Origin of the sequence: Streptomyces sp. NBC_00376 (assembly GCF_036077095.1) — a bacterium.
GTDB lineage: Bacteria > Actinomycetota > Actinomycetes > Streptomycetales > Streptomycetaceae > Streptomyces.
In genome coordinates this window covers 3,567,634-3,587,154 of the sequence record NZ_CP107960.1, presented here as the reverse complement: position 1 = coordinate 3,587,154, position 19,521 = coordinate 3,567,634, and the positions used below count along the sequence as shown (strand labels likewise).

Here is a 19,521-nt window from a genome sequence, read left to right as displayed (position 1 = left end):
CGGGCTCTGCTCCAGGCAGTAGCTCGTGGGTCCGGGCGGTACGGCCCCTTCGGGGTCGTGCCGCCCGTACCCTTGTCAGTATCTGGGGGCGTCAAATAGTGGGCGCCCACGACTGAAGGAACGCAACATGCTTATCGCTCAGCGTCCGTCGCTGACCGAAGAGGTCGTTGACGAGTTCCGCTCCCGGTTCGTCATCGAGCCGCTGGAGCCGGGCTTCGGTTACACCCTCGGCAACTCTCTTCGCCGTACGCTCCTCTCCTCGATCCCCGGCGCTGCTGTCACCAGCATCCGGATCGACGGTGTCCTGCACGAGTTCACCACCGTGCCGGGCGTCAAGGAGGACGTCACCGACCTCATCCTCAACATCAAGCAGCTGGTCGTCTCCTCGGAGCACGACGAGCCGGTCGTGATGTACCTGCGCAAGCAGGGCCCCGGCCTGGTCACCGCTGCTGACATCGCCCCGCCGGCCGGTGTCGAGGTCCACAACCCGGACCTGGTCCTGGCCACGCTCAACGGCAAGGGCAAGCTGGAGATGGAGCTGACCGTCGAGCGCGGTCGCGGCTACGTCTCCGCCGTCCAGAACAAGCAGGCGGGCCAGGAGATCGGCCGTATCCCGGTCGACTCCATCTACTCGCCGGTGCTCAAGGTCACGTACAAGGTCGAGGCGACCCGTGTCGAGCAGCGCACCGACTTCGACAAGCTGATCGTCGACGTCGAGACCAAGCAGGCCATGCGTCCGCGTGACGCCATGGCGTCGGCCGGCAAGACCCTGGTCGAGCTGTTCGGCCTGGCGCGCGAGCTCAACATCGACGCCGAGGGCATCGACATGGGCCCGTCCCCGACGGACGCCGCGCTCGCCGCCGATCTGGCGCTGCCGATCGAGGAGCTGGAGCTCACGGTCCGCTCGTACAACTGCCTCAAGCGCGAGGGCATCCACTCCGTGGGTGAGCTCGTGGCCCGTTCCGAGGCCGACCTGCTCGACATCCGCAACTTCGGTGCGAAGTCGATCGACGAGGTCAAGGCGAAGCTGGCCGGTATGGGCCTCGCGCTGAAGGACTCGCCTCCCGGCTTCGACCCGACCGCCGCCGCCGACGCCTTCGGCGCCGACGACGACGCGGACGCCGGTTTCGTGGAGACCGAGCAGTACTGATCCGCCTCCGGCCGGGGCGCCTGGGTTTTCCGGGCGCCCCGGACCGGGGTGAGGCTTTGTCCTCGATCGCCGACGGGCTTGATCTGCCCGTCGGCTCTTGAACTTCCGGGTGGCGTCCGCCGCACGGGAACTGACACCGGTACCTGATACGGCCGGTGCAGCACACAAGGAGAAACACCATGCCGAAGCCCGCCAAGGGTGCCCGTCTGGGCGGCAGCGCCGCGCACGAGAAGCTGCTTCTCAACAACCTCGCGAAGTCGCTGTTCGAGCACGGCCGCATCACCACGACCGAGGCCAAGGCCCGTCGCCTGCGTCCGGTCGCCGAGCGTTTCATCACCAAGGCGAAGAAGGGCGACATCCACAACCGTCGCCTGGTGCTGCAGTCGATCACGGACAAGGGCGTCGTCCACACGCTCTTCACCGAGATCGCCCCGCGGTACGAGAACCGCCCCGGTGGTTACACCCGCATCACCAAGATCGGCAACCGTCGTGGCGACAACGCCCCGATGGCCGTCATCGAGCTGGTCGAGGCGCTGACCGTGGCCCAGCAGGCCACCGGTGAGGCCGAGGCCGCCACGAAGCGTGCGGTCAAGGAAGACGCCCTCAAGAAGGACGAGGCTCCGGCCGAGGCCGTCGAGGACGCCAAGCCGGCCGACGACGCGGAGTCCAAGGACGCCTGAGCGTTCTGAGACCACTGGACGGGCCCGCATCACCCTTCGGGGCGGTGCGGGCCCGTTCCGTATGCATCTGCGTGCACTCGCAGGAAAGGACCCATGGGTGAGTGACGAAGTGGAGCCCGGCTTCGTACGGGTGCGGCTCGATCTGGCGTACGACGGCAAGGACTTCTCGGGCTGGGCGAAGCAGACCTCCAGGCGGACCGTACAGGGCGAGATCGAGGACGCGCTGCGGACCGTGACGCGGTCCTCGCGGACGTACGACCTGACCGTCGCCGGCCGGACCGATGCCGGGGTGCACGCGCGGGGGCAGGTCGCGCACGTCGACCTGCCGGACGAGGTGTGGGCCGAGCACGGTGACAAGCTGCTGCGGCGGATGGCCGGGCGGATGGCGCCGGACGTACGGATCTGGCGGATCGCGCCGGCACCCGAGGGCTTCAACGCGCGGTTCTCGGCGCTGTGGCGTCGTTACGCCTACCGTGTCTCCGACCGGCAAGGCGGGGTGGACCCGTTGTTGCGCGGTCATGTGCTGTGGCACGACCGGTCGTTGGACCTGGACGCCATGAACGAGGCGGCCGCCCTGATGACCGGTGAGCACGACTTCGCCGCGTACTGCAAGAAGCGCGAGGGCGCGACGACCATCCGTACGCTGCAGAAGCTGAGTTGGGTCCGGGACGAGGCGAGCGGGATCCTGACGGCGACCGTGCAGGCGGACGCGTTCTGCCACAACATGGTCCGCGCGCTGATCGGGGCCGCGCTCTTCGTCGGGGACGGACGCCGCCGGCCCGAGTGGCCCGCGCAGGTGCTCGCGGCACGGGTCCGCGACCCCGGCGTGCACGTGGTGCGCCCGCACGGGCTGACGCTGGAGGAAGTGGCTTACCCGGCCGACGAGTTGCTGGCCGTCCGGGCCCGGGAAGCGCGCAATGTGCGGACGCTTCCCGGGGGCGGGTGCTGCTGAGGGCCGTTCCCCGGGACGAGGGAAGGGAGCGGGGTCAGGCGGTCCGTGCGGTCTGGGCGGTGGCCGCTGCCGAGGCCTGGACCTCGCCCCGGTGGTGGATCTGACGGAACGTGAAGTTCGTCAGATCGTCACCGGTGGTGTAGACCTTCTTGTCGGCCGTGGTGACGCTCTTGCCGTTGGTGAACCCGCTGATGGCGAAGTAGGCGTAACGGCCGTAGGAGTTGGCGGTGCGGCGGCAGACCGATCCCGGCGGGCAGAAGGCCGGTACGCCTGCGCCGCTCAGCGTGGCGATGCTGCCGCTCGCCTGCTGGGCCGCCTTCTTGGCCTGGGCCTCCGTCCGGAAGACCGCGAGCCCGACGGTGACGGCGACGCCGTCCTTGCTGTACGTGGCCCGGATGACCTGGTCGCAGCCGTTGTTCACGAGGATCGAGCCGAGCGCGCCCTTCGTGGTCGCGGCGCAGTTCTTCGTCTGCTGCGTCGCGCCCTTGAGGTAGACGCGGTCGCCCATCGTCAGCTTCTTGCCGGGGAAGAACGCGTCGACGGTGATCGGCGCCCGGTCCTTCTTCGCGTCGGAGATGTAGTCCTTCGGGTTCGGCGGGGGGAGCGGTGCCACCGAGGAGAAGGACGGCTCCGGCTCGGCGGTCTCGTGCGGCAGATCGCTCGGCGCGGGCAGCTCGCTCGCGTTCTTGCCGGAGCCGGTGGGGCTGTTGTTCTTGTTGGTCGAGATGACCGCGGTGGCCACGATCGCGCCGATCGCGGCGGTGGCGAGCACGCCGCCGCCGATCAGCAGCCACTTCTTGCGCCGGCCCCGCGCCGCGGACTCGTCGGCCAGCGCTGCCCAGTCCGGAGTCTGTGTGTCCCCGGGCCCCCAGGAGGGCCCCCCTTGCCCAAAGCTCATGCCGCGATCCTAGAGGAGACGTAAACCGGTTGGGCCAGGGCTTCGCGGGCCGTGACAATGCTGTGCATGGGACATCTTGAAGCGGGCCACCTTGAGTACTACCTACCGGACGGGCGGGTGCTGCTCGGCGATGCTTCGTTCCGGGTGGCGGACGGGGCCGTGGTCGCCCTCGTGGGGGCCAACGGGGCCGGCAAGACGACGCTGCTCAGGCTGCTGGCCGGGGAGCTCCAGCCGCACGGCGGCTCCGTCTCGGTGAGCGGCGGGCTCGGGGTGATGCAGCAGTTCGTGGGCTCGGTGCGGGACGAACGCACGGTCCGGGACCTGCTCGTCTCCGTGTCCCAGCCGCGCATCAGGGAGGTGGCCCTGGCGGTCGACAAGGCCGAGGAGCTGATCCTCACCGTCGACGACGAGGCCGCGCAGATGAAGTACGCGCAGGCTCTGAGCGACTGGGCGGAGGCCCGGGGGTACGAGGCCGAGACCGTCTGGGACATGTGCACCATGGCCGCGCTCGGTGTCCCGTACGAGAAGGCGCAGTGGCGCGAGGTGCGCACGCTCTCCGGAGGTGAGCAGAAGCGCCTGGTCCTGGAGGCGCTGCTGCGGGGGCCCGACGAGGTGCTGCTGCTCGACGAGCCGGACAACTATCTCGACGTGCCCGGCAAGCGGTGGCTGGAGGACCGGCTCAAGGAGACCCGCAAGACGGTCCTGTTCGTCTCGCACGACCGCGAGCTGCTGTCCAGGGCCGCCGAGAAGATCGTCAGCGTGGAGCCGAGCCCGGCGGGCAGCGACGTGTGGGTGCACGGCGCCGGCTTCGACACGTACCACCAGGCCCGCAAGGACCGGTTCGCCCGGTTCGAGGAGCTGCTGCGGCGCTGGGAGGAGGAGCACGCCCGGCTGAAGGCGCTGGTCCACCGGCTGCGGCAGCAGGCGGCGATCAGCCCCGACATGGCGTCCCGCTACCGGGCGATGCAGACCCGCTTCAAGAAGTTCGAGGACGCGGGCCCGCCGCCGGAGCCGCCGCGCGAGCAGGACATCAGGATGCGGCTGCGCGGCGGGCGGACCGGGGTGCGCGCGGTGACCTGCAAGAACCTTGAGCTGTCCGGGCTGATGAAGCCGTTCGACCTGGAGATCTTCTACGGGGAACGGGTCGCCGTCCTCGGCTCGAACGGATCGGGCAAGTCGCACTTCCTGCGGCTCCTCGCGGGCGAGCAGGTCGCGCACACCGGGGAGTGGAAGCTGGGGGCCCGGGTCGTGCCGGGCCACTTCGCGCAGACCCACGCCCATCCGGAGCTGCTGGGCAAGACGCTCGTCGAGATCCTGTGGACCGAGCACGCCAAGGACCGCGGCGGGGCGATGTCCGTGCTGCGCCGCTACGAGCTGGAACGCCAGGGCGACCAGCCCTTCGAGAAGCTGTCCGGCGGCCAGCAGGCACGGTTCCAGATCCTTCTCCTGGAGCTGGCCGGCACGACCGCGCTGCTCCTCGACGAGCCGACGGACAACCTGGACCTGGAGTCGGCGGAGGCCCTCCAGGACGGCCTGGAGGCGTACGAGGGAACGGTGCTGGCCGTCACCCACGACCGCTGGTTCGCGAAGTCCTTCGACCGCTATCTGGTGTTCGGCTCGGACGGCGTCGTACGCGAGACGGCGGAGCCGGTGTGGGACGAGCGGCGGGTGGAACGGGCCCGGTGACGCGGTTGCTCCACGGTCCGCACCCCCGCGGGGAACCCGCACCGACCAGCCCGTCCGGCGATTGAGGACGGAACCCCCGGCAGCGGGGCCGGCCAGGCCGGGGAACCCCGCTGCCGCCCGCCCGAGGGCCACGCGTTTTGACCCGTCCGGGGCGGGGCGGGTAGTCTCGTTGCTTGTTATGCGTATTGGCTTCGTCGTTCTCACGCGTAGGGCCCTTACGTAGGTTCTCTGGAGCAGTTACCAGTGGCTCGCATACGGGCAGCGTCCCCGGCATTGTGAGCTCCAGCTGCATGATCGCTTCAGAGGTGCCATGTGTCTGGACCCCATCCACTGAAGAAGCGAAGGCTACGAAGTGCGTACGTACAGCCCCAAGCCCGGCGATGTGACGCGCCAGTGGCACATCATTGACGCGCAGGACATCGTCCTGGGTCGTCTCGCCACCACGGCTGCGAACCTCCTCCGCGGCAAGCACAAGGCGATCTACGCCCCCCACATGGACATGGGCGACTTCGTCATCATCATCAACGCCGAGAAGGTTCACCTCTCCGGCAACAAGAAGACCCAGAAGATGGCGTACCGCCACTCCGGGTTCCCGGGTGGTCTGCGCTCCGTCCGTTACGACGAGCTGCTCGCCAAGAGCCCCGAGAAGGCCGTCGAGAAGGCCATCAAGGGCATGATCCCCAAGAACAGCCTGGGCCGTCAGATGCTCTCGAAGCTCAAGGTCTACGCGGGCGACCAGCACCCGCACGCTGCTCAGCAGCCGGTCCCGTTCGAGATCACCCAGGTCGCGCAGTAGTTCCGGCCTCCCCCTAAGACCAAAAGAAAGATCTGAGGAGAATCGTGGCCGAGACCACTGTTGAGAACCCCGTCGAGGGCACCGAGGGCGAAGAGGTCTTCGCCGAGGTGACCACCTTCGAGTCCGAGGTTCCCGTCGAGGGCGAGTACACCAGCGAGTCGCTGGCGTCCCGCTTCGGCGACCCGCAGCCCGCCGCCGGCCTTGGCCGTCGGAAGAACGCCATTGCCCGCGTCCGGATCGTTCCGGGCACCGGCAAGTGGAAGATCAACGGTCGCACCCTTGAGGACTACTTCCCCAACAAGGTGCACCAGCAGGAAGTCAACGAGCCCTTCAAGGTGCTCGAGCTCGACAACCGCTACGACGTCATCGCCCGCATCTCGGGTGGCGGCGTCTCGGGTCAGGCCGGCGCCCTGCGTCTCGGCGTGGCCCGTGCGCTGAACGAGGCGGACGTGGACAACAACCGCGCCCCGCTGAAGAAGGCCGGCTTCCTCTCCCGTGACGACCGTGCGGTCGAGCGCAAGAAGGCCGGTCTCAAGAAGGCCCGCAAGGCCCCGCAGTACAGCAAGCGCTAATCCGCCTGCTCATCTGCTTTACACGTTCGCCCCGGCGGCACACCTCGTGCTGCCGGGGCGTTCGTTTATCGGCACCTTCGGGCGTATAACGGCATAAGGCGTTCATAGGCTTGTTGCGTTGCTTTGCTTTGGTTGATTTGGTTTTGCGGTTTCGGAGCATCTTCGGAGGACACCAGTGGGACGACTCTTCGGCACGGACGGTGTGCGCGGTGTCGCCAATGCGGATCTGACGGCCGAGCTGGCGCTCGGACTCTCGGTCGCTGCGGCGCATGTTCTCGCCGAGGGGAGCGCCCTCGACGGGACCCGGCCGACAGCCGTGGTGGGCCGTGACCCGCGCGCGTCCGGAGAGTTCCTGGAGGCCGCCGTCGTGGCCGGTCTCGCCAGCGCCGGCGTGGACGTCCTGCGCGTCGGTGTGCTGCCCACCCCGGCGGTGGCGTATCTCACCGGTGCGCTGGGCGCCGACCTCGGCGTGATGCTCTCCGCGAGCCACAACTCGATGCCGGACAACGGTGTCAAGTTCATCGCGCGCGGCGGTCACAAGCTCTCCGACGAGCTGGAGGACCGGATCGAGTCGATCTACCAGCAGCACCGCACCGGTGAGCCGTGGGAGCGTCCGACCGGTGCCGGCGTGGGACGCGTCACCGAGTACGCGGAGGGCTTCGACCGTTACGTGGCGCACCTCGTCGCGGTCCTGCCGAACCGTCTCGACGGGCTGAAGGTCGTGCTCGACGAGGCGCACGGCGCGGCCGCCCGGGTCTCGCCCGAGGCCTTCGCACGGGCCGGCGCCGAGGTGATCACGATCGGTGCGGACCCGAACGGCCTGAACATCAACGACGGCTGCGGCTCCACCCATCTGGAGCCGCTGAAGGCCGCCGTCGTCGAGCACGGCGCCGACTTCGGCATCGCGCACGACGGCGACGCCGACCGCTGCCTGGCCGTGGACTCCACCGGCGAGGAGGTCGACGGCGACCAGATCCTGGCCGTCCTCGCCCTCGCGATGCGCGAGGCCGGACAGCTGCGCAAGGACACCGTGGTCGGCACCGTCATGTCCAACCTCGGCTTCAAGATCGCGATGGAGCGGGAGGGCATCCAGCTCGTCCAGACCGCCGTCGGCGACCGCTACGTACTGGAGTCGATGAAGGCCGAGGGCTACGCGCTGGGCGGCGAGCAGTCCGGCCACGTCATCGTCCTGGACCACGCCACGACCGGCGACGGCACGCTGACCGGCCTGCTGCTGGCGGCCCGGGTCGCCGCCACCGGCCGTACGCTCGCCGATCTGGCCGGGGTCATGCAGCGGCTGCCGCAGCTGCTGATCAACGTCCGCGACGTCGACAAGTCCCGGGTCGGGACCTCCCCGGAGGTCGCCGCCGCGGTGGCCGAGGCCGAGGCCGAGCTGGGCTCCACCGGCCGCGTGCTGCTGCGCCAGTCGGGTACCGAGCCGCTGGTGCGGGTCATGGTCGAGGCGGCCGACATCGAGCAGGCACGGGCGGTCGCCGAGCGGCTGGCCGATGTGGTGAAGTCCGCGCTCGGGTAGTCGGTGGTCCCGGCGCTCATTCGCCGGGCGGGCTCGTGACGAGGCCCGTCCGGCGGCGGTGTGCCGCCCACAGTGCCTTCTGGACCAGCAGGGTCAGCGTCCCCGCGACCACGATCCCGCCGAGATTCGCCAGCAGCTGGGCCGTGGAGCCCCACATCTGGCTGTAGTCGCTGTAGCTGAACGCCACCGCGGCGTTGGCCGCGGCCGGCACGGTCGTCACCGAGATGGCGACTCCGATCAGCGCCCCGGACTTCGCCGAGGTGAGCGAGAGCGTCCCGGCGATCCCGGCCAGGAAGGCCACCACGAAGGACATCGCGTCGGGCTTCCAGATGAACGCCGTGTTGGGGCGGTCGGCCTCGATCATCGAGCGGGTGAACAGCCCGGAGGCGTCCATCAGCCAGGCGAACCCGGCCGTCAGCACCATCGCGACGGCGAAACCGCCGATCAGCGCGTACATCGAACGCAGCGCCAGCCGCGGAGCACGCTGCACCAGGGCCGTGGAGATCCCGGCCAGCGGCCCGAACTCCGGACCGACCGCCATCGCGCCCACGATCAGGATCGCGTTGTCGAGCATCACACCGCAGGCGGCGAGCATCGTGGCGACGGTGAGGAACGCCACGTACGTGACGCTGAACGTCGACTCCTCGTGGGTCGCCTCCGTCAGCTCCTCCCACAGCACCGCGTCCGCGCCCTCGCCCGGCGCGTCCTCCTCGGCCTTGTCGGCGTGGGCGGAGAGCGTCAGATCCATGTTCTCGACGGTGATCGAACCGGACTTGTCGATACCGAGCCGGCGCAGCGCGGAGATCAGCTCGTCACCCGCCTCACGGGCCACGTCGCACAGGACCAGGTCGCCCGCCGGGTTGCGGGCGGCCCCGGCCATCACGACGAGGTGTGTCGTACCGCGGGTGCTCTCCACCAGGTGCAGCACCTCGTCCGTACGGTCGGCGGGGACGATCAGGCGCAGATGCAGCACGCGGCCACTCCCAGGAGGCTCGGGGTATCGGAGGATCAGAGTTTGCGCAGGGACAGCCGCTGGACCTTGTGGTCCGGCCCCTTGCGGAGCACCAGGGTGGCACGGCCCCGGGTGGGCGCGACGTTCTCCACCAGATTGGGCTTGTTGATGGTCCGCCACATCGTCGCCGCGTACTCCATGGCCTCCTCCTCGGAGACCTGGGTGTACTTGCGGAAGTACGAGAAGGGGTTCTGGAACGCCGTCTCCCGCAGCTTCCGGAACCGGTTGAGGTACCAGCTCTCGATGTCCTCGGTGCGCGCGTCCACGTACACGCTGAAGTCGAAGTAGTCGGCGAGACCGACCCTGGTGCGGCCGTCCTTGCCGGGCATCGCGGGCTGGAGCACGTTCAGCCCCTCGACGATCAGGATGTCGGGACGGCGTACGGTGAGCCGCTCGTCCGGCACGATGTCGTAGATCAGGTGCGAGTAGACGGGCGCCGTCACCTCGTCCTTGCCGGCCTTGATGTCGGCGACGAACCGGGTCAGGGCGCGCCGGTCGTACGACTCGGGGAAACCCTTGCGCGACATCAGCCCGCGGGCCCGGAGCTCCTTCATCGGGAGCAGGAACCCGTCCGTGGTCACCAGCTCGACGCGCGGGTGCTCGGGCCAGCGGGCCAGCAGGGCCTGGAGGATGCGCGCGGTGGTGGACTTGCCGACCGCGACACTGCCCGCGACGCCTATGACGAACGGGGTGCCGCGCTGCGCGCCGTGGCCGTTCCCCGCGTCCCCGAGGAAGGTGTTCAGGGCGCCGCGCAGTCCCGAGGTGGCCTGGACGTAGAGGTTGAGGAGCCGGGAGAGCGGCAGGTAGACGTCCCGTACCTCGTCGAGGTCGATGACGTCCCCGAGCCCGCGCAGCCGCTCCACCTCGTCGGCGGTCAGCGGCAGCGGTGTCTTGTCGCGCAGGGCGCTCCACTCGGCGCGGGACAGGTCGACGTACGGCGTCGCCGCGTGCTCGGCGCGTCGCTGGGTGCTCCGTGGCGGCGAAGTGATCACGGGTTCATTGTTGCGGGAGTTCTGCCGCGGTGGAGGGTGGGCTCGGTCACGTAGGGGAGGAAACAGGGGTACCGCCGCCGTCGCTCACGGCCGGGTGCCCCCCAGCCGGCACGAGCGGCGGGGTCTTCGGGCCGGTGTCCGCACCCCCGCGGCGGACACCGGCCCTGTGGCGTCAGGGTTTCTGGCCCTCGGCGTCGACGACGGCGGCCTCGATCCGGGCCTTGCTGGTGAGGATCTGCCCGGCCTTGAACTTGAGCGTCGTGCCGGTGGAGAGCTCGTACGTGTAGTTCTCGGTGACCACGGCACGCAGACCGACGTAGCCGAAGTCGTGCGGGTCCAGGAGGATTTCCCGCTGCTCACGCCTGTCGTCCTCCTTGCGTGTGATGGCGATGGCCTCGCGCCCGGCCGCGTCCTTCACCAGGTGGTCGGTGACGCGGACGCCGGGAATGGTGGCCATGGCGCGGTAGATCCGGGCGAGGGCGGGCGGGGAGACCGGGTACGCCTCGGCCATCAGCCCGATCGCGCGGAAGCTGTGCTGTGCCTTGCCCTCGGGCGGGCTCTCGGCCGTGTGGCCGGTCGGGTAGAAGGCCCGGATCTCCGCCAGCAGCCGCGCAGGGTCGTCGGGCAGCTCGTTGGCCGCCCGGTAGACCTGGCGGGCGGTGCGGTAGTCGTCGTCCTTGCCGTTCTCGGCCGCGGCGGAGTTGTCGTACGGGACCCAGCCGGGCTGGTACGTGACGGGGCTGAGGGACGAGCCGTCGGGGCCGCCCTGCGAGGCCACCTGCGCCGTTCTGGTGTAGATCCACTGGTCGTCGCGCGGCTCCGGCCCGGCCGGCTGCTTCTCCAGCGCGTCGGCGGCCCGGTTCAGCACCTCGGCCGGGCTGTCCAGCCGCAGGGTTCCGGCGGTCGACGCGGGCCCGGAGCGGCTGGGCGCGGCGGCGTCCCCGAGCTGGGTGCCCAGCACCGCCGCCACGGTGATCGCCGCGGCCGCGCCGACCGAGGCGACCCGCCAGTCGGCCCGCAGGCGGCGGACGCGGCGGCCCGAGGCCGCGGCCTCGGTGAGCCGCTGCCGGCCCGGGGCGAGGGCGGCACGGTCGGGAACGGGCACGTCCGCGCGGAGCTCGCGCAGCTGGGTCATTTCGTCCATGACGGGGTCAGCTCCATGGCATCGGGCGTGAACGAGGGGTCCGTGCTGAGGGCCGAGCGGACTCTGCGGCGGGCGCGGTTGAGCCGGGACCGCACGGTGCCGAGCGGGATGCCCAGCGCGTCGGCGACCTCCTGGTAACTGAGGTCGGCCCAGGCGACGAGCAGCAGTGCGTGGCGGTCGCCGGGCGAGAGCGCGGCCAGCGCCGCCGCCAGCGGTGCCTGGGCGGCGATGCGGTCGTCGCAGCGGTCGCTCCAGGACGCGGCCACCGGGTCCTGCCCGGTACGGGCCAGGGCCCGCAGTCCCCGCTCCTCGCTGCGCCGGTGCCTGCCGATGAGGTTCGCCGCGATGCCGTACAGCCAGGGACGGGCGCTGAGCCGGGAACAGTCGAAGCGGCGCCGGGAGCGGAAGGCGATGAGGAAGGTGTCCGCCGTGATGTCGTCCGCCGCGCCCTCCCCGAGGCGGCGGGCGGCATAGCGGTGGATGTCCGGGGCGTGACGGTCGTAGAGCCCGGCGAAGATCTCGGGTTCCTCCAGGGACTGCGCGATGACCTCGGCATCGTCGTCGGGGCTGGCCGGTGGTCCGGTCACATCGGCTCCTGGGGGTTCGTCGGGTGGGCGTGTCACCCCTTGTTCCCCGCAGGTGCCGGAAAGGTTCACAGGGTATGCGGGGCGACCGCCGCGCACGCCACGCCGTCCTCCCCGCCGCCCCGTTCGGCTTCTGCGACGATGCGAAGAAGAGGGGGGAGTGACCACGAAGGGAACGGTATGTGCGGAATCGTCGGTTACGTCGGTGGGCAGTCGGCGCAGGACGTCGTCGTCGCCGGGCTCAAGCGTCTTGAGTACCGGGGCTACGACTCGGCGGGCATCGCCGTCCTCGCGGACGGCGGCCTGGCCGCGACGAAGCGGGCCGGCAAGCTCGTCAATCTGGAGAAGGCGCTGGCCGATGCGCCCCTCCCGGCCGGGAACACCGGCATCGGGCACACCCGCTGGGCCACCCACGGCGCCCCCACCGACGCCAACGCCCACCCGCACCTGGACAACGCGGGCCGGGTCGCCGTCGTGCACAACGGGATCATCGAGAACTTCGCCGCCCTGCGCGCCGAACTCGCCGAGCGCGGCCACGATCTGGCCTCCGAGACCGACACCGAGGTCGTCGCCCATCTGCTCGCCGAGGCGTTCTCCTCCTGCGCCGACCCGGCGGAGGCGATGCGGCAGGTCTGCCGCCGGCTGGAGGGCGCCTTCACCCTCGTCGCCGTGCACGCGGACGCGCCCGGCACGGTGGTCGGCGCCCGGCGCAACTCACCGCTCGTGGTGGGGGTGGGGGACGGCGAGTCGTTCCTGGCCTCCGACGTCGCCGCGTTCATCGCGCACACCCGCTCCGCCATCGAACTGGGCCAGGACCAGGTGGTCGAGCTGCGCCGGGAGGGCGTCACCGTCACCGACTTCGACGGGCGGCCCGCCGAGGTCCGCGAGTACCACGTGGACTGGGACGTCTCCGCCGCCGAGAAGGGCGGCCACGACTACTTCATGCTCAAGGAGATCGCCGAACAGCCCAAGGCCGTCGCCGACACCCTCCTCGGCCGGATCGACGCCGCCGGCTCGCTCCACCTCGACGAGGTCCGCATCCCGCCGCACGAGCTGCGGGAGGTCGACAAGGTCGTCATCGTGGCCTGCGGCACCGCGTTCCACTCCGGGATGATCGCCAAGTACGCCATCGAGCACTGGACCCGCATCCCCTGCGAGACCGAGCTGGCCAGCGAGTTCCGCTACCGCGACCCGATCCTCGACCACCGCACCCTGGTCGTCGCGATCTCGCAGTCCGGCGAGACGATGGACACCCTGATGGCCCTGCGGCACGCCCGCGAACAGGGCGCCAAGGTCCTCGCCATCTGCAACACCAACGGCTCCACCATCCCCCGGGAGTCCGACGCCGTGCTCTACACGCACGCCGGACCCGAGGTCGCCGTCGCCTCCACCAAGGCCTTCCTCACCCAGCTGGTCGCCTGCTACCTCGTCGCCCTGTACCTCGGACAGCTCCGGGGGACCAAGTGGGGCGACGAGATCCGCACCGTCATCCGCCAGCTCTCCGCGATCTCCGGCGCCGTCGAACAGGTCCTGGAGACCATGGAGCCGGTGCGCGAGCTCGCCCGCTCGCTGGCCGGTCACGACACCGTGCTCTTCCTGGGCCGCCATGTCGGCTACCCCGTGGCCCTGGAAGGCGCGTTGAAGCTCAAGGAGCTCGCGTACATGCACGCCGAGGGGTTCGCCGCCGGTGAGCTCAAGCACGGCCCGATCGCGCTCATCGAGGACGGCCTCCCGGTCGTCGTGGTGGTGCCGTCGCCGCGCGGCCGGTCCGTGCTGCACGACAAGATCGTGTCGAACATCCAGGAGATCCGGGCCCGCGGCGCCCGCACCGTCGTCATCGCCGAGGAGGGCGACGAGGCGGTCGTCCCGTACGCCGACCATCTGATCCGCATCCCCATTACGCCTACGCTGCTCCAGCCGCTGGTGTCGGCCGTGCCGCTCCAGGTCTTCGCCTGCGAACTGGCCACGGCCCGCGGCAACGACGTGGACCAGCCGCGCAATCTGGCGAAGTCCGTGACCGTGGAGTAGCGAGGGATGAGGGAACGCGCGTGATCATCGGGGTCGGGATCGACGTGGCCGAGATCGAACGGTTCGACGCGGCGCTGGAGCGTACGCCGCAGATGGCCGAACGGCTCTTCGTGGAACGGGAGTTGCTGCTGCCCAGCGGTGAGCGGCGGGGCATCGCCTCGCTCGCCGCCAGGTTCGCCGCGAAGGAGGCCCTCGCGAAGGCGCTCGGCGCACCCGGTGGACTGCTCTGGACGGACGCCGAGGTGTGGGTCGAGGACAGCGGGCAGCCCCGGCTGCGGGTCCGGGGCACCGTCGCCGCCCGCGCCGCCGAGCTGGGCGTAAGGCACTGGCACGTGTCCCTCAGCCACGACGCGGGGGTGGCGTCGGCCGTGGTGATCGCGGAGGGTTGAGCACATGCGTACCGCCTACAGCGTTCAGACCGTACGGGCCGCCGAACAGGCCCTGATGGCCCGGCTCCCCGAGGGCGCGCTGATGCAGCGCGCCGCCGCCGGACTCGCGGCGGCCTGCTCCGACGTACTGCGGCGGCGCGGCCGGGTGTACGGGTCCCGGGCCGTCCTCCTCGTCGGCAGCGGCGACAACGGCGGCGACGCGCTGTACGCGGGCGCCCGGCTCGCCCGGCGCGGCGCCGGCGTGCGCGCCGTGCTCACCGCGCCCGGCCGCGCCCACGAGGGCGGCCTCGCGGCCCTGCTCGCGGCCGGCGGGCGGATCGCGGACGGCGTGGAGGCGGCGCGGGGCGCGGACGCCTGGAGCGGCCACATCGATCTCGTGGTGGACGGGATCACCGGCATCGGCGGCCGGGGCGGGCTGCGTCCGGACGCAGCCGAACTGGTGCGGGCCTTCGCGGCGACCGGCGCGCCCCTGATCGCCGTCGACCTGCCCAGCGGGGTCGAGGCCGACACCGGCGAGGTGCTCGGCGAGGCGGTGCGCGCCGACGCGACGGTCACCTTCGGCACGTACAAGCCGGGCCTGCTCGTCGACCCTGCCGCCGAACGGGCGGGCGCGCTGCATCTCGTCGACATCGGTCTCGGGCCCGAACTGCCCGAGGTGCCCGAGCTGGAGGTGCTCCAGTACGCGGACGTCGCGGCCCTGCTGCCGGTCCCCGGCGCGGAGAGCGACAAGTACCGGCGCGGGGTCGTCGGCGTCGTCGCCGGGTCCGCGCGCTACCCGGGTGCGGCGGTGCTGGCCGTCTCCGGGGCGCTGCGGGGCGGTGCGGGGGCCGTGCGGTACGTCGGTCCGGGCGCCGGCGCGGTGATCGCCCGCCACCCGGAGACGCTGGTCCACGCGGGGCCGCCGTCGAAGGCGGGGCGGGTGCAGGCGTGGGTCGTCGGACCCGGACTCGGGGACGGCACGGAGGCCGCCGAGGCGGTCCGGGACGTGCTCGCGACGGAAGTCGCGGTGCTGGTGGACGCGGACGGGCTGCGGCTTCTGGACGCCGGTGCCGTACGGGAGCGCACCGCGCCGACCGTCCTCACCCCGCACGCCGGTGAGGCCGCGGCCCTGCTCGGCGTCCCGCGCGAGGAGGTCGAGGCGGGGCGGCTCGCTGCCGTACGGGAGCTGGCCGCCCGCTACCGCGCCACGGTCCTGCTCAAGGGCTCGACGACCCTGGTCGCCACCGGCGACCCGGCCACTCCTGTACGGGTCAATCCGACCGGCACCTCCTGGCTGGCCACGGCGGGCAGCGGCGACGTCCTGTCCGGACTGACCGGCTCCCTGCTCGCCGCGGGCCTCGCCCCGCGCGACGCCGCGTCGGCCGGCGCTCATCTGCACGGGCTCGCCGCCCGCCACGCCTCCGACGGCTCGCCCGTCGCCGCGCAGGACGTCGCCGAGGCGATCCCGGCGGCGTGGCGAGACGTACGGGCCTGAGTGATCCTGGGCCCAGCAGCCACCGACCGCAGCCGACAGGAGGGCCGACCGTGGGCAGCAACAGCGAGGTACGCGTACGCCGGGTGTACGAGCCGAAGGAGGACGCCGACGGCACCCGCGTCCTCGTCGACCGGCTCTGGCCGCGCGGCGAGTCCAAGGAGAGGGCCGCGATCGACAAGTGGCTCAAGGAGATCACCCCGTCGAACGAACTGCGCGACTGGTACCACGAGGACCGCACCGGCACCCGTTACGACGAGTTCGTCGACCGCTACCGCGCCGAACTGGCCGACCCCGTCCACACGGCGGCCGTCCGGGAACTGGTCGAACTCGTCGAGGAGGGCGGCCCGGTGACACTGATCACGGCGGTCAAGGACGTACCTCACAGCCATGTCCCGGTCATCGTCGACCACCTGGAACACGAGCTGCACCACCGCTGAGGGACGGCCGGGCGACCCGCCGCCCGAGGGCTCCGCCGGGCGCCTCTGAGAGACTGGGCGCGATGAACGAGACAGCGTCCTTGAGAGCCCGTGCCGAGATCGACCTCGCCGCATTGCGCGCAAACGTGCGTGTGCTGCGCGCACGGGCGGCGGGCGCGCAACTCATGGCCGTCGTCAAGTCCGACGCGTACGGGCACGGGGCGGTGCCCTGCGCCCGCGCCGCGCTGGAGGCCGGTGCGACCTGGCTGGGCACCGCGACCCCGCAGGAGGCGCTCGCCCTGCGGGCCGCCGGACTCGGCGGCCGGGTGATGTGCTGGCTGTGGACCCCGGGCGGCCCCTGGCGCGAGGCGATCGAGGCCGACATCGACGTGTCGGTGAGCGGGATGTGGGCATTGCGCGAGGTCGTGGCCGCGGCCACCGAGGCGGGCATCCCGGCCCGGATCCAGCTCAAGGCCGACACCGGCCTCGGGCGCAACGGCTGCCAGCCCGCGGACTGGCCGGAGCTCGTCGCCGCCGCCCGCGATGCCGAGGACGCGGGCACCGTACGGATCACCGGCCTGTGGTCCCACTTCGCCTGCGCCGACGAGCCGGGCCACCCCTCCATCGCAGCCCAGCTGGCCCTGTTCCGGGACATGGTGGCGCACGCGGAGAAGGAGGGCGTCGACCCCGAGGTGCGCCACATGGCCAACTCCCCGGCGACGCTGACGATCCCCGAGGCCCACTTCGACCTGGTCCGGACCGGGATCGCGATGTACGGCATCTCGCCCAGCCCCGAGCTGGGCACCCCGGCCGACTTCGGACTGCGCCCCGTCATGACGCTCATCGCCTCGGTCGCCCTGGTCAAGCAGGTGCCGGCCGGTCACGGGATCAGCTACGGCCACCACTACACGACCTCCGCCGAGACCACCCTGGGCCTGGTGCCGGTCGGCTACGCGGACGGCATCCCGCGCCATGCCTCCGGCCGTGCCCCGGTCCTGGTCGGCGGCGTCACCCGGCGGATCGCCGGCCGGGTGGCCATGGACCAGTTCGTCGTCGATCTCGACGGGGACGAGGTCGAGGTCGGCAGCGAGGCGGTGCTCTTCGGCCCGGGGGACCGGGGCGAGCCGAGCGCCGAGGACTGGGCGCAGGCGGCCGACACGATCGCGTACGAGATCGTCACCCGGATCGGCACCCGCGTACCGCGCGTGCATCTGCACGCCACCCCGGCCGAGTCCTGACCGATCAGGCGCCGCTGACCAGGCACGATCGGATCACGACCGGAACAGCCCGGCCCTGACCTGACGGATACGACCGACGAGGAGCGCGGCACGGTGAGCGAGATCGGTGCGGGGGACGCGGTGACGACGGCCGCTACGGCGGTCGGCTGGCGCCGGGCGGGGATCGCCGGAGCCGCCATAGGCGTGATCGCGGCGGGCGCCGCCGCCGGTGTCGCGGTCGAGCGGCTCACCGTCGGCCGGGGCATGCGCAGAAGGGCCAGGCTGGCGCTGGACGCCACCGGACCGTACGGCTCGCTGCGCGGCCTGCCCGGCCGGGCCGCGGCCGACGACGGCACCGAGCTGTACTACGAGGTCGACGAGGTCGAACCGGACGGCGCCGTGGGGACCGACGCGGGTGCCGGGGGCGCCGCCGCCCCCGGCACCCGCCGCCGCAGGCTCTTCGGCCGCAAGGCCCCCGCCCCCGTCACCGTGGTCTTCAGCCACGGCTACTGCCTCAACCAGGACTCCTGGCACTTCCAGCGGGCGGCGCTGCGCGGCCTGGTCCGCACCGTCCACTGGGACCAGCGCAGCCACGGCCGCTCCGAGCGCGGCCGGGCCCATGCGCAGGGCGTGACGGTCGGCATCGACCAGCTCGGCCGCGACCTGAAGGCGGTCATCGACGCGGCGGCCCCCGAAGGCAGGCTGGTGCTGGTCGGGCACTCGATGGGCGGCATGACGATGATGGCCCTCGCCGACCAGTACCCCGCGCTGATCCGGGACCGGGTCGCCGCCGTCGCCCTGGTCGGCACATCGAGCGGGAAGCTGGGCGAGGTCGATTTCGGGCTGCCGGTCGCGGGCGTGAACGCGGTGCGCCGGGTGCTGCCCGGGGTGCTCAGGGCGCTCGGCTCCCAGGCCGAGCTGGTGGAACGGGGCCGCCGGGCGACCGCCGACCTCTTCGCCGGGCTGATCAAGCGGTACTCGTTCGGTTCGCGGGACGTCGATCCGGCGGTGGAGCGGTTCGCCGAGCGGCTCATCGAGTCCACCCCGATCGACGTGGTCGCCGAGTTCTACCCGGCCTTCACCGAACACGACAAGAGCGGCGCACTGCCCGCCTTCCGCGACGTCCCGGTGCTGATCCTGGCGGGCGACAAGGACCTGGTGACGCCCAGCTCGCACAGCGAGACCATCGCGGACCAGCTCCCGGACGCGGAGCTGGTCATCGTCCCGGACGCCGGCCATCTGGTGATGCTGGAGCACCCCGAGACGGTCACGGACCGGCTGGCGGACCTGCTGGTACGCATCGGAGCAGTGCCGGCAACGGCTAACGTTGGCGGACATGGAAGCACCGCACAACAGCCCGGCGACTGAGCTCGTCGAGGACGCCGCGTCCGCCACCGTCACCCTGGGCCTGGCCGTCGAGTCCCCCGAACGGATGCAGGCACTCGGCCGCCGGATCGCCGGGATCCTGCGGCCGGGCGATCTCGTGATGCTCACCGGAGAGCTCGGCGCAGGCAAGACGACGCTGACCAGGGGCCTGGGCGAGGGCCTGGGCGTGCGTGGCGCGGTCACCTCCCCCACCTTCGTGATCGCCCGCGTCCACCCGTCGCTGACCGGCGGCCCGGCACTGGTCCACGTCGACGCGTACCGCCTGGGCGGCGGGCTCGACGAGATGGAGGACCTGGACCTGGACGTGTCGCTGCCGGAGTCGGTGGTGGTCGTGGAGTGGGGCGACGGCAAGGTCGAGGAACTGTCCGAGGACCGGCTCCAGGTGGTGATCGACCGCGCGGTCGGCGACACGGACGACGAACGGCGCGAGGTGACGCTGGTCGGGATCGGCGCGCGCTGGGCGGGACTGCGCGAGGCGATGGGCCACTGAACCGCCGGGGCGGGCGGGTCTCCCGCTGGACGGTCCCTCGCTCACCGCGCCGTCGGCCTTCCGGGCGCTCGTCCGTGTGTGAATCCAGCCGTCCGGAATTCTTTCCGACAAGCCGTCGGTA

Annotated in this window: 19 protein-coding genes; 14 read left to right on the top strand and 5 right to left on the bottom strand. The window is 71.5% G+C overall.

Going from position 1 to position 19,521, the window contains the following annotated elements; all coding sequences use genetic code 11:
* Nucleotides 1-127: 127 nt before the first annotated feature.
* The 3 genes from OG842_RS15950 to truA all read left to right on the top strand — a co-directional run bounded on the left by OG842_RS15950 (nucleotide 128) and on the right by truA (nucleotide 2,782).
* Nucleotides 128-1,150, top strand: a complete 1,023-nt coding sequence (locus OG842_RS15950) for a DNA-directed RNA polymerase subunit alpha (RefSeq protein WP_024755423.1) — start codon at nucleotides 128-130, stop codon at nucleotides 1,148-1,150.
* Nucleotides 1,151-1,329: 179 nt separating this feature from the next.
* Complete coding sequence (rplQ, locus tag OG842_RS15945) at nucleotides 1,330-1,830, top strand: 50S ribosomal protein L17 (protein WP_072486706.1); 501 nt, start codon at nucleotides 1,330-1,332, stop codon at nucleotides 1,828-1,830.
* A 97-nt stretch (nucleotides 1,831-1,927) separates the two neighbouring features.
* Complete coding sequence (gene truA / locus OG842_RS15940) at nucleotides 1,928-2,782, top strand: tRNA pseudouridine(38-40) synthase TruA (protein WP_266730360.1); 855 nt, start codon at nucleotides 1,928-1,930, stop codon at nucleotides 2,780-2,782.
* A 34-nt stretch (nucleotides 2,783-2,816) separates the two neighbouring features.
* Here truA and OG842_RS15935 read toward each other — a convergent pair whose 3' ends face one another.
* Nucleotides 2,817-3,680, bottom strand: a complete 864-nt coding sequence (locus OG842_RS15935; protein ID WP_266730359.1) for a hypothetical protein — start codon at nucleotides 3,678-3,680, stop codon at nucleotides 2,817-2,819.
* Nucleotides 3,681-3,737: 57 nt separating this feature from the next.
* Here OG842_RS15935 and OG842_RS15930 point away from each other — a divergent pair, with 57 nt between their 5' ends.
* The 4 genes from OG842_RS15930 to glmM all read left to right on the top strand — a co-directional run bounded on the left by OG842_RS15930 (nucleotide 3,738) and on the right by glmM (nucleotide 8,268).
* Nucleotides 3,738-5,366, top strand: a complete 1,629-nt coding sequence (locus tag OG842_RS15930) for an ABC-F family ATP-binding cassette domain-containing protein (protein ID WP_328512661.1) — start codon at nucleotides 3,738-3,740, stop codon at nucleotides 5,364-5,366.
* A gap of 352 nt (nucleotides 5,367-5,718) precedes the next feature.
* Nucleotides 5,719-6,162: a 50S ribosomal protein L13 gene (gene rplM / locus OG842_RS15925; protein ID WP_072486702.1), complete on the top strand. Its 444-nt coding sequence runs from the start codon at nucleotides 5,719-5,721 to the stop codon at nucleotides 6,160-6,162.
* A gap of 44 nt (nucleotides 6,163-6,206) precedes the next feature.
* Nucleotides 6,207-6,734, top strand: a complete 528-nt coding sequence (gene rpsI, locus OG842_RS15920; protein WP_030914197.1) for a 30S ribosomal protein S9 — start codon at nucleotides 6,207-6,209, stop codon at nucleotides 6,732-6,734.
* A gap of 175 nt (nucleotides 6,735-6,909) precedes the next feature.
* Nucleotides 6,910-8,268, top strand: a complete 1,359-nt coding sequence (gene glmM / locus OG842_RS15915; RefSeq protein ID WP_266730358.1) for a phosphoglucosamine mutase — start codon at nucleotides 6,910-6,912, stop codon at nucleotides 8,266-8,268.
* Nucleotides 8,269-8,284: 16 nt separating this feature from the next.
* Here glmM and OG842_RS15910 read toward each other — a convergent pair whose 3' ends face one another.
* The 4 genes from OG842_RS15910 to OG842_RS15895 form a co-directional block, all read right to left on the bottom strand.
* Nucleotides 8,285-9,241, bottom strand: coding sequence for a DUF389 domain-containing protein (locus OG842_RS15910; protein WP_266730357.1), 957 nt, complete (start codon nucleotides 9,239-9,241; stop codon nucleotides 8,285-8,287).
* A gap of 35 nt (nucleotides 9,242-9,276) precedes the next feature.
* Complete coding sequence (gene coaA, locus OG842_RS15905) at nucleotides 9,277-10,272, bottom strand: type I pantothenate kinase (protein ID WP_266730356.1); 996 nt, start codon at nucleotides 10,270-10,272, stop codon at nucleotides 9,277-9,279.
* 172 nt (nucleotides 10,273-10,444) lie between these two features.
* Nucleotides 10,445-11,416: a CU044_5270 family protein gene (locus OG842_RS15900; RefSeq protein ID WP_328512280.1), complete on the bottom strand. Its 972-nt coding sequence runs from the start codon at nucleotides 11,414-11,416 to the stop codon at nucleotides 10,445-10,447.
* Nucleotides 11,404-12,003 carry an RNA polymerase sigma factor gene (locus OG842_RS15895; RefSeq protein WP_266730353.1) on the bottom strand — a complete coding sequence of 200 codons (600 nt, stop codon included), beginning with the start codon at nucleotides 12,001-12,003 and terminating at the stop codon, nucleotides 11,404-11,406. Before OG842_RS15895 ends, OG842_RS15900 begins: the two co-directional genes overlap by 13 nt.
* A 177-nt stretch (nucleotides 12,004-12,180) precedes the next feature.
* Between OG842_RS15895 and glmS the strand changes: the two genes are divergently transcribed.
* From glmS to tsaE, 7 genes are all read left to right on the top strand, one after another.
* Complete coding sequence (gene glmS / locus OG842_RS15890) at nucleotides 12,181-14,028, top strand: glutamine--fructose-6-phosphate transaminase (isomerizing) (RefSeq protein ID WP_266730352.1); 1,848 nt, start codon at nucleotides 12,181-12,183, stop codon at nucleotides 14,026-14,028.
* A 20-nt stretch (nucleotides 14,029-14,048) separates the two neighbouring features.
* The gene (locus OG842_RS15885) at nucleotides 14,049-14,417 is read left to right on the top strand and encodes a holo-ACP synthase (RefSeq protein ID WP_266730350.1); all 369 of its coding nucleotides are present in this window, start codon (nucleotides 14,049-14,051) and stop codon (nucleotides 14,415-14,417) included.
* A 4-nt stretch (nucleotides 14,418-14,421) separates the two neighbouring features.
* Entirely contained in the window at nucleotides 14,422-15,891 is a 1,470-nt protein-coding gene (locus OG842_RS15880) for an NAD(P)H-hydrate dehydratase (protein ID WP_328512279.1), read from the top strand.
* A gap of 50 nt (nucleotides 15,892-15,941) precedes the next feature.
* On the top strand, nucleotides 15,942-16,328 hold the full coding sequence (locus OG842_RS15875; RefSeq protein WP_266730348.1) for a DUF488 domain-containing protein: 387 nt from the start codon (nucleotides 15,942-15,944) through the stop codon (nucleotides 16,326-16,328).
* A gap of 62 nt (nucleotides 16,329-16,390) precedes the next feature.
* Nucleotides 16,391-17,545 (top strand): alanine racemase, encoded by a 1,155-nt coding sequence (alr, locus tag OG842_RS15870; protein WP_266730347.1) that lies wholly within the window; start codon nucleotides 16,391-16,393, stop codon nucleotides 17,543-17,545.
* Between the two features lie 93 nt (nucleotides 17,546-17,638).
* On the top strand, nucleotides 17,639-18,892 hold the full coding sequence (locus OG842_RS15865) for an alpha/beta fold hydrolase (protein ID WP_266730346.1): 1,254 nt from the start codon (nucleotides 17,639-17,641) through the stop codon (nucleotides 18,890-18,892).
* The gene (gene tsaE, locus OG842_RS15860; RefSeq protein ID WP_266730344.1) at nucleotides 18,861-19,400 is read left to right on the top strand and encodes a tRNA (adenosine(37)-N6)-threonylcarbamoyltransferase complex ATPase subunit type 1 TsaE; all 540 of its coding nucleotides are present in this window, start codon (nucleotides 18,861-18,863) and stop codon (nucleotides 19,398-19,400) included. The genes OG842_RS15865 and tsaE overlap by 32 nt, the downstream gene beginning before the upstream one ends.
* The last annotated feature ends 121 nt before the right edge of the window (nucleotides 19,401-19,521 follow it).

Excerpts from the sequence above, each read along its gene's own strand:
- OG842_RS15950 (WP_024755423.1), top strand. The coding sequence starts at position 128 with ATGCTTATCGCTCAGCGTCCGTCGCTGACCGAAGAGGTCGTTGACGAG.
- rplQ (WP_072486706.1), top strand. The coding sequence starts at position 1,330 with ATGCCGAAGCCCGCCAAGGGTGCCCGTCTGGGCGGCAGCGCCGCGCAC.
- OG842_RS15935 (WP_266730359.1), bottom strand. The coding sequence starts at position 3,680 with ATGAGCTTTGGGCAAGGGGGGCCCTCCTGGGGGCCCGGGGACACACAG.
- OG842_RS15930 (WP_328512661.1), top strand. The coding sequence starts at position 3,738 with ATGCTGTGCATGGGACATCTTGAAGCGGGCCACCTTGAGTACTACCTA.
- OG842_RS15900 (WP_328512280.1), bottom strand. The coding sequence starts at position 11,416 with ATGGACGAAATGACCCAGCTGCGCGAGCTCCGCGCGGACGTGCCCGTT.
- glmS (WP_266730352.1), top strand. The coding sequence starts at position 12,181 with ATGTGCGGAATCGTCGGTTACGTCGGTGGGCAGTCGGCGCAGGACGTC.
- OG842_RS15880 (WP_328512279.1), top strand. The coding sequence starts at position 14,422 with ATGCGTACCGCCTACAGCGTTCAGACCGTACGGGCCGCCGAACAGGCC.
- alr (WP_266730347.1), top strand. The coding sequence starts at position 16,391 with ATGAACGAGACAGCGTCCTTGAGAGCCCGTGCCGAGATCGACCTCGCC.
- tsaE (WP_266730344.1), top strand. The coding sequence starts at position 18,861 with ATGGAAGCACCGCACAACAGCCCGGCGACTGAGCTCGTCGAGGACGCC.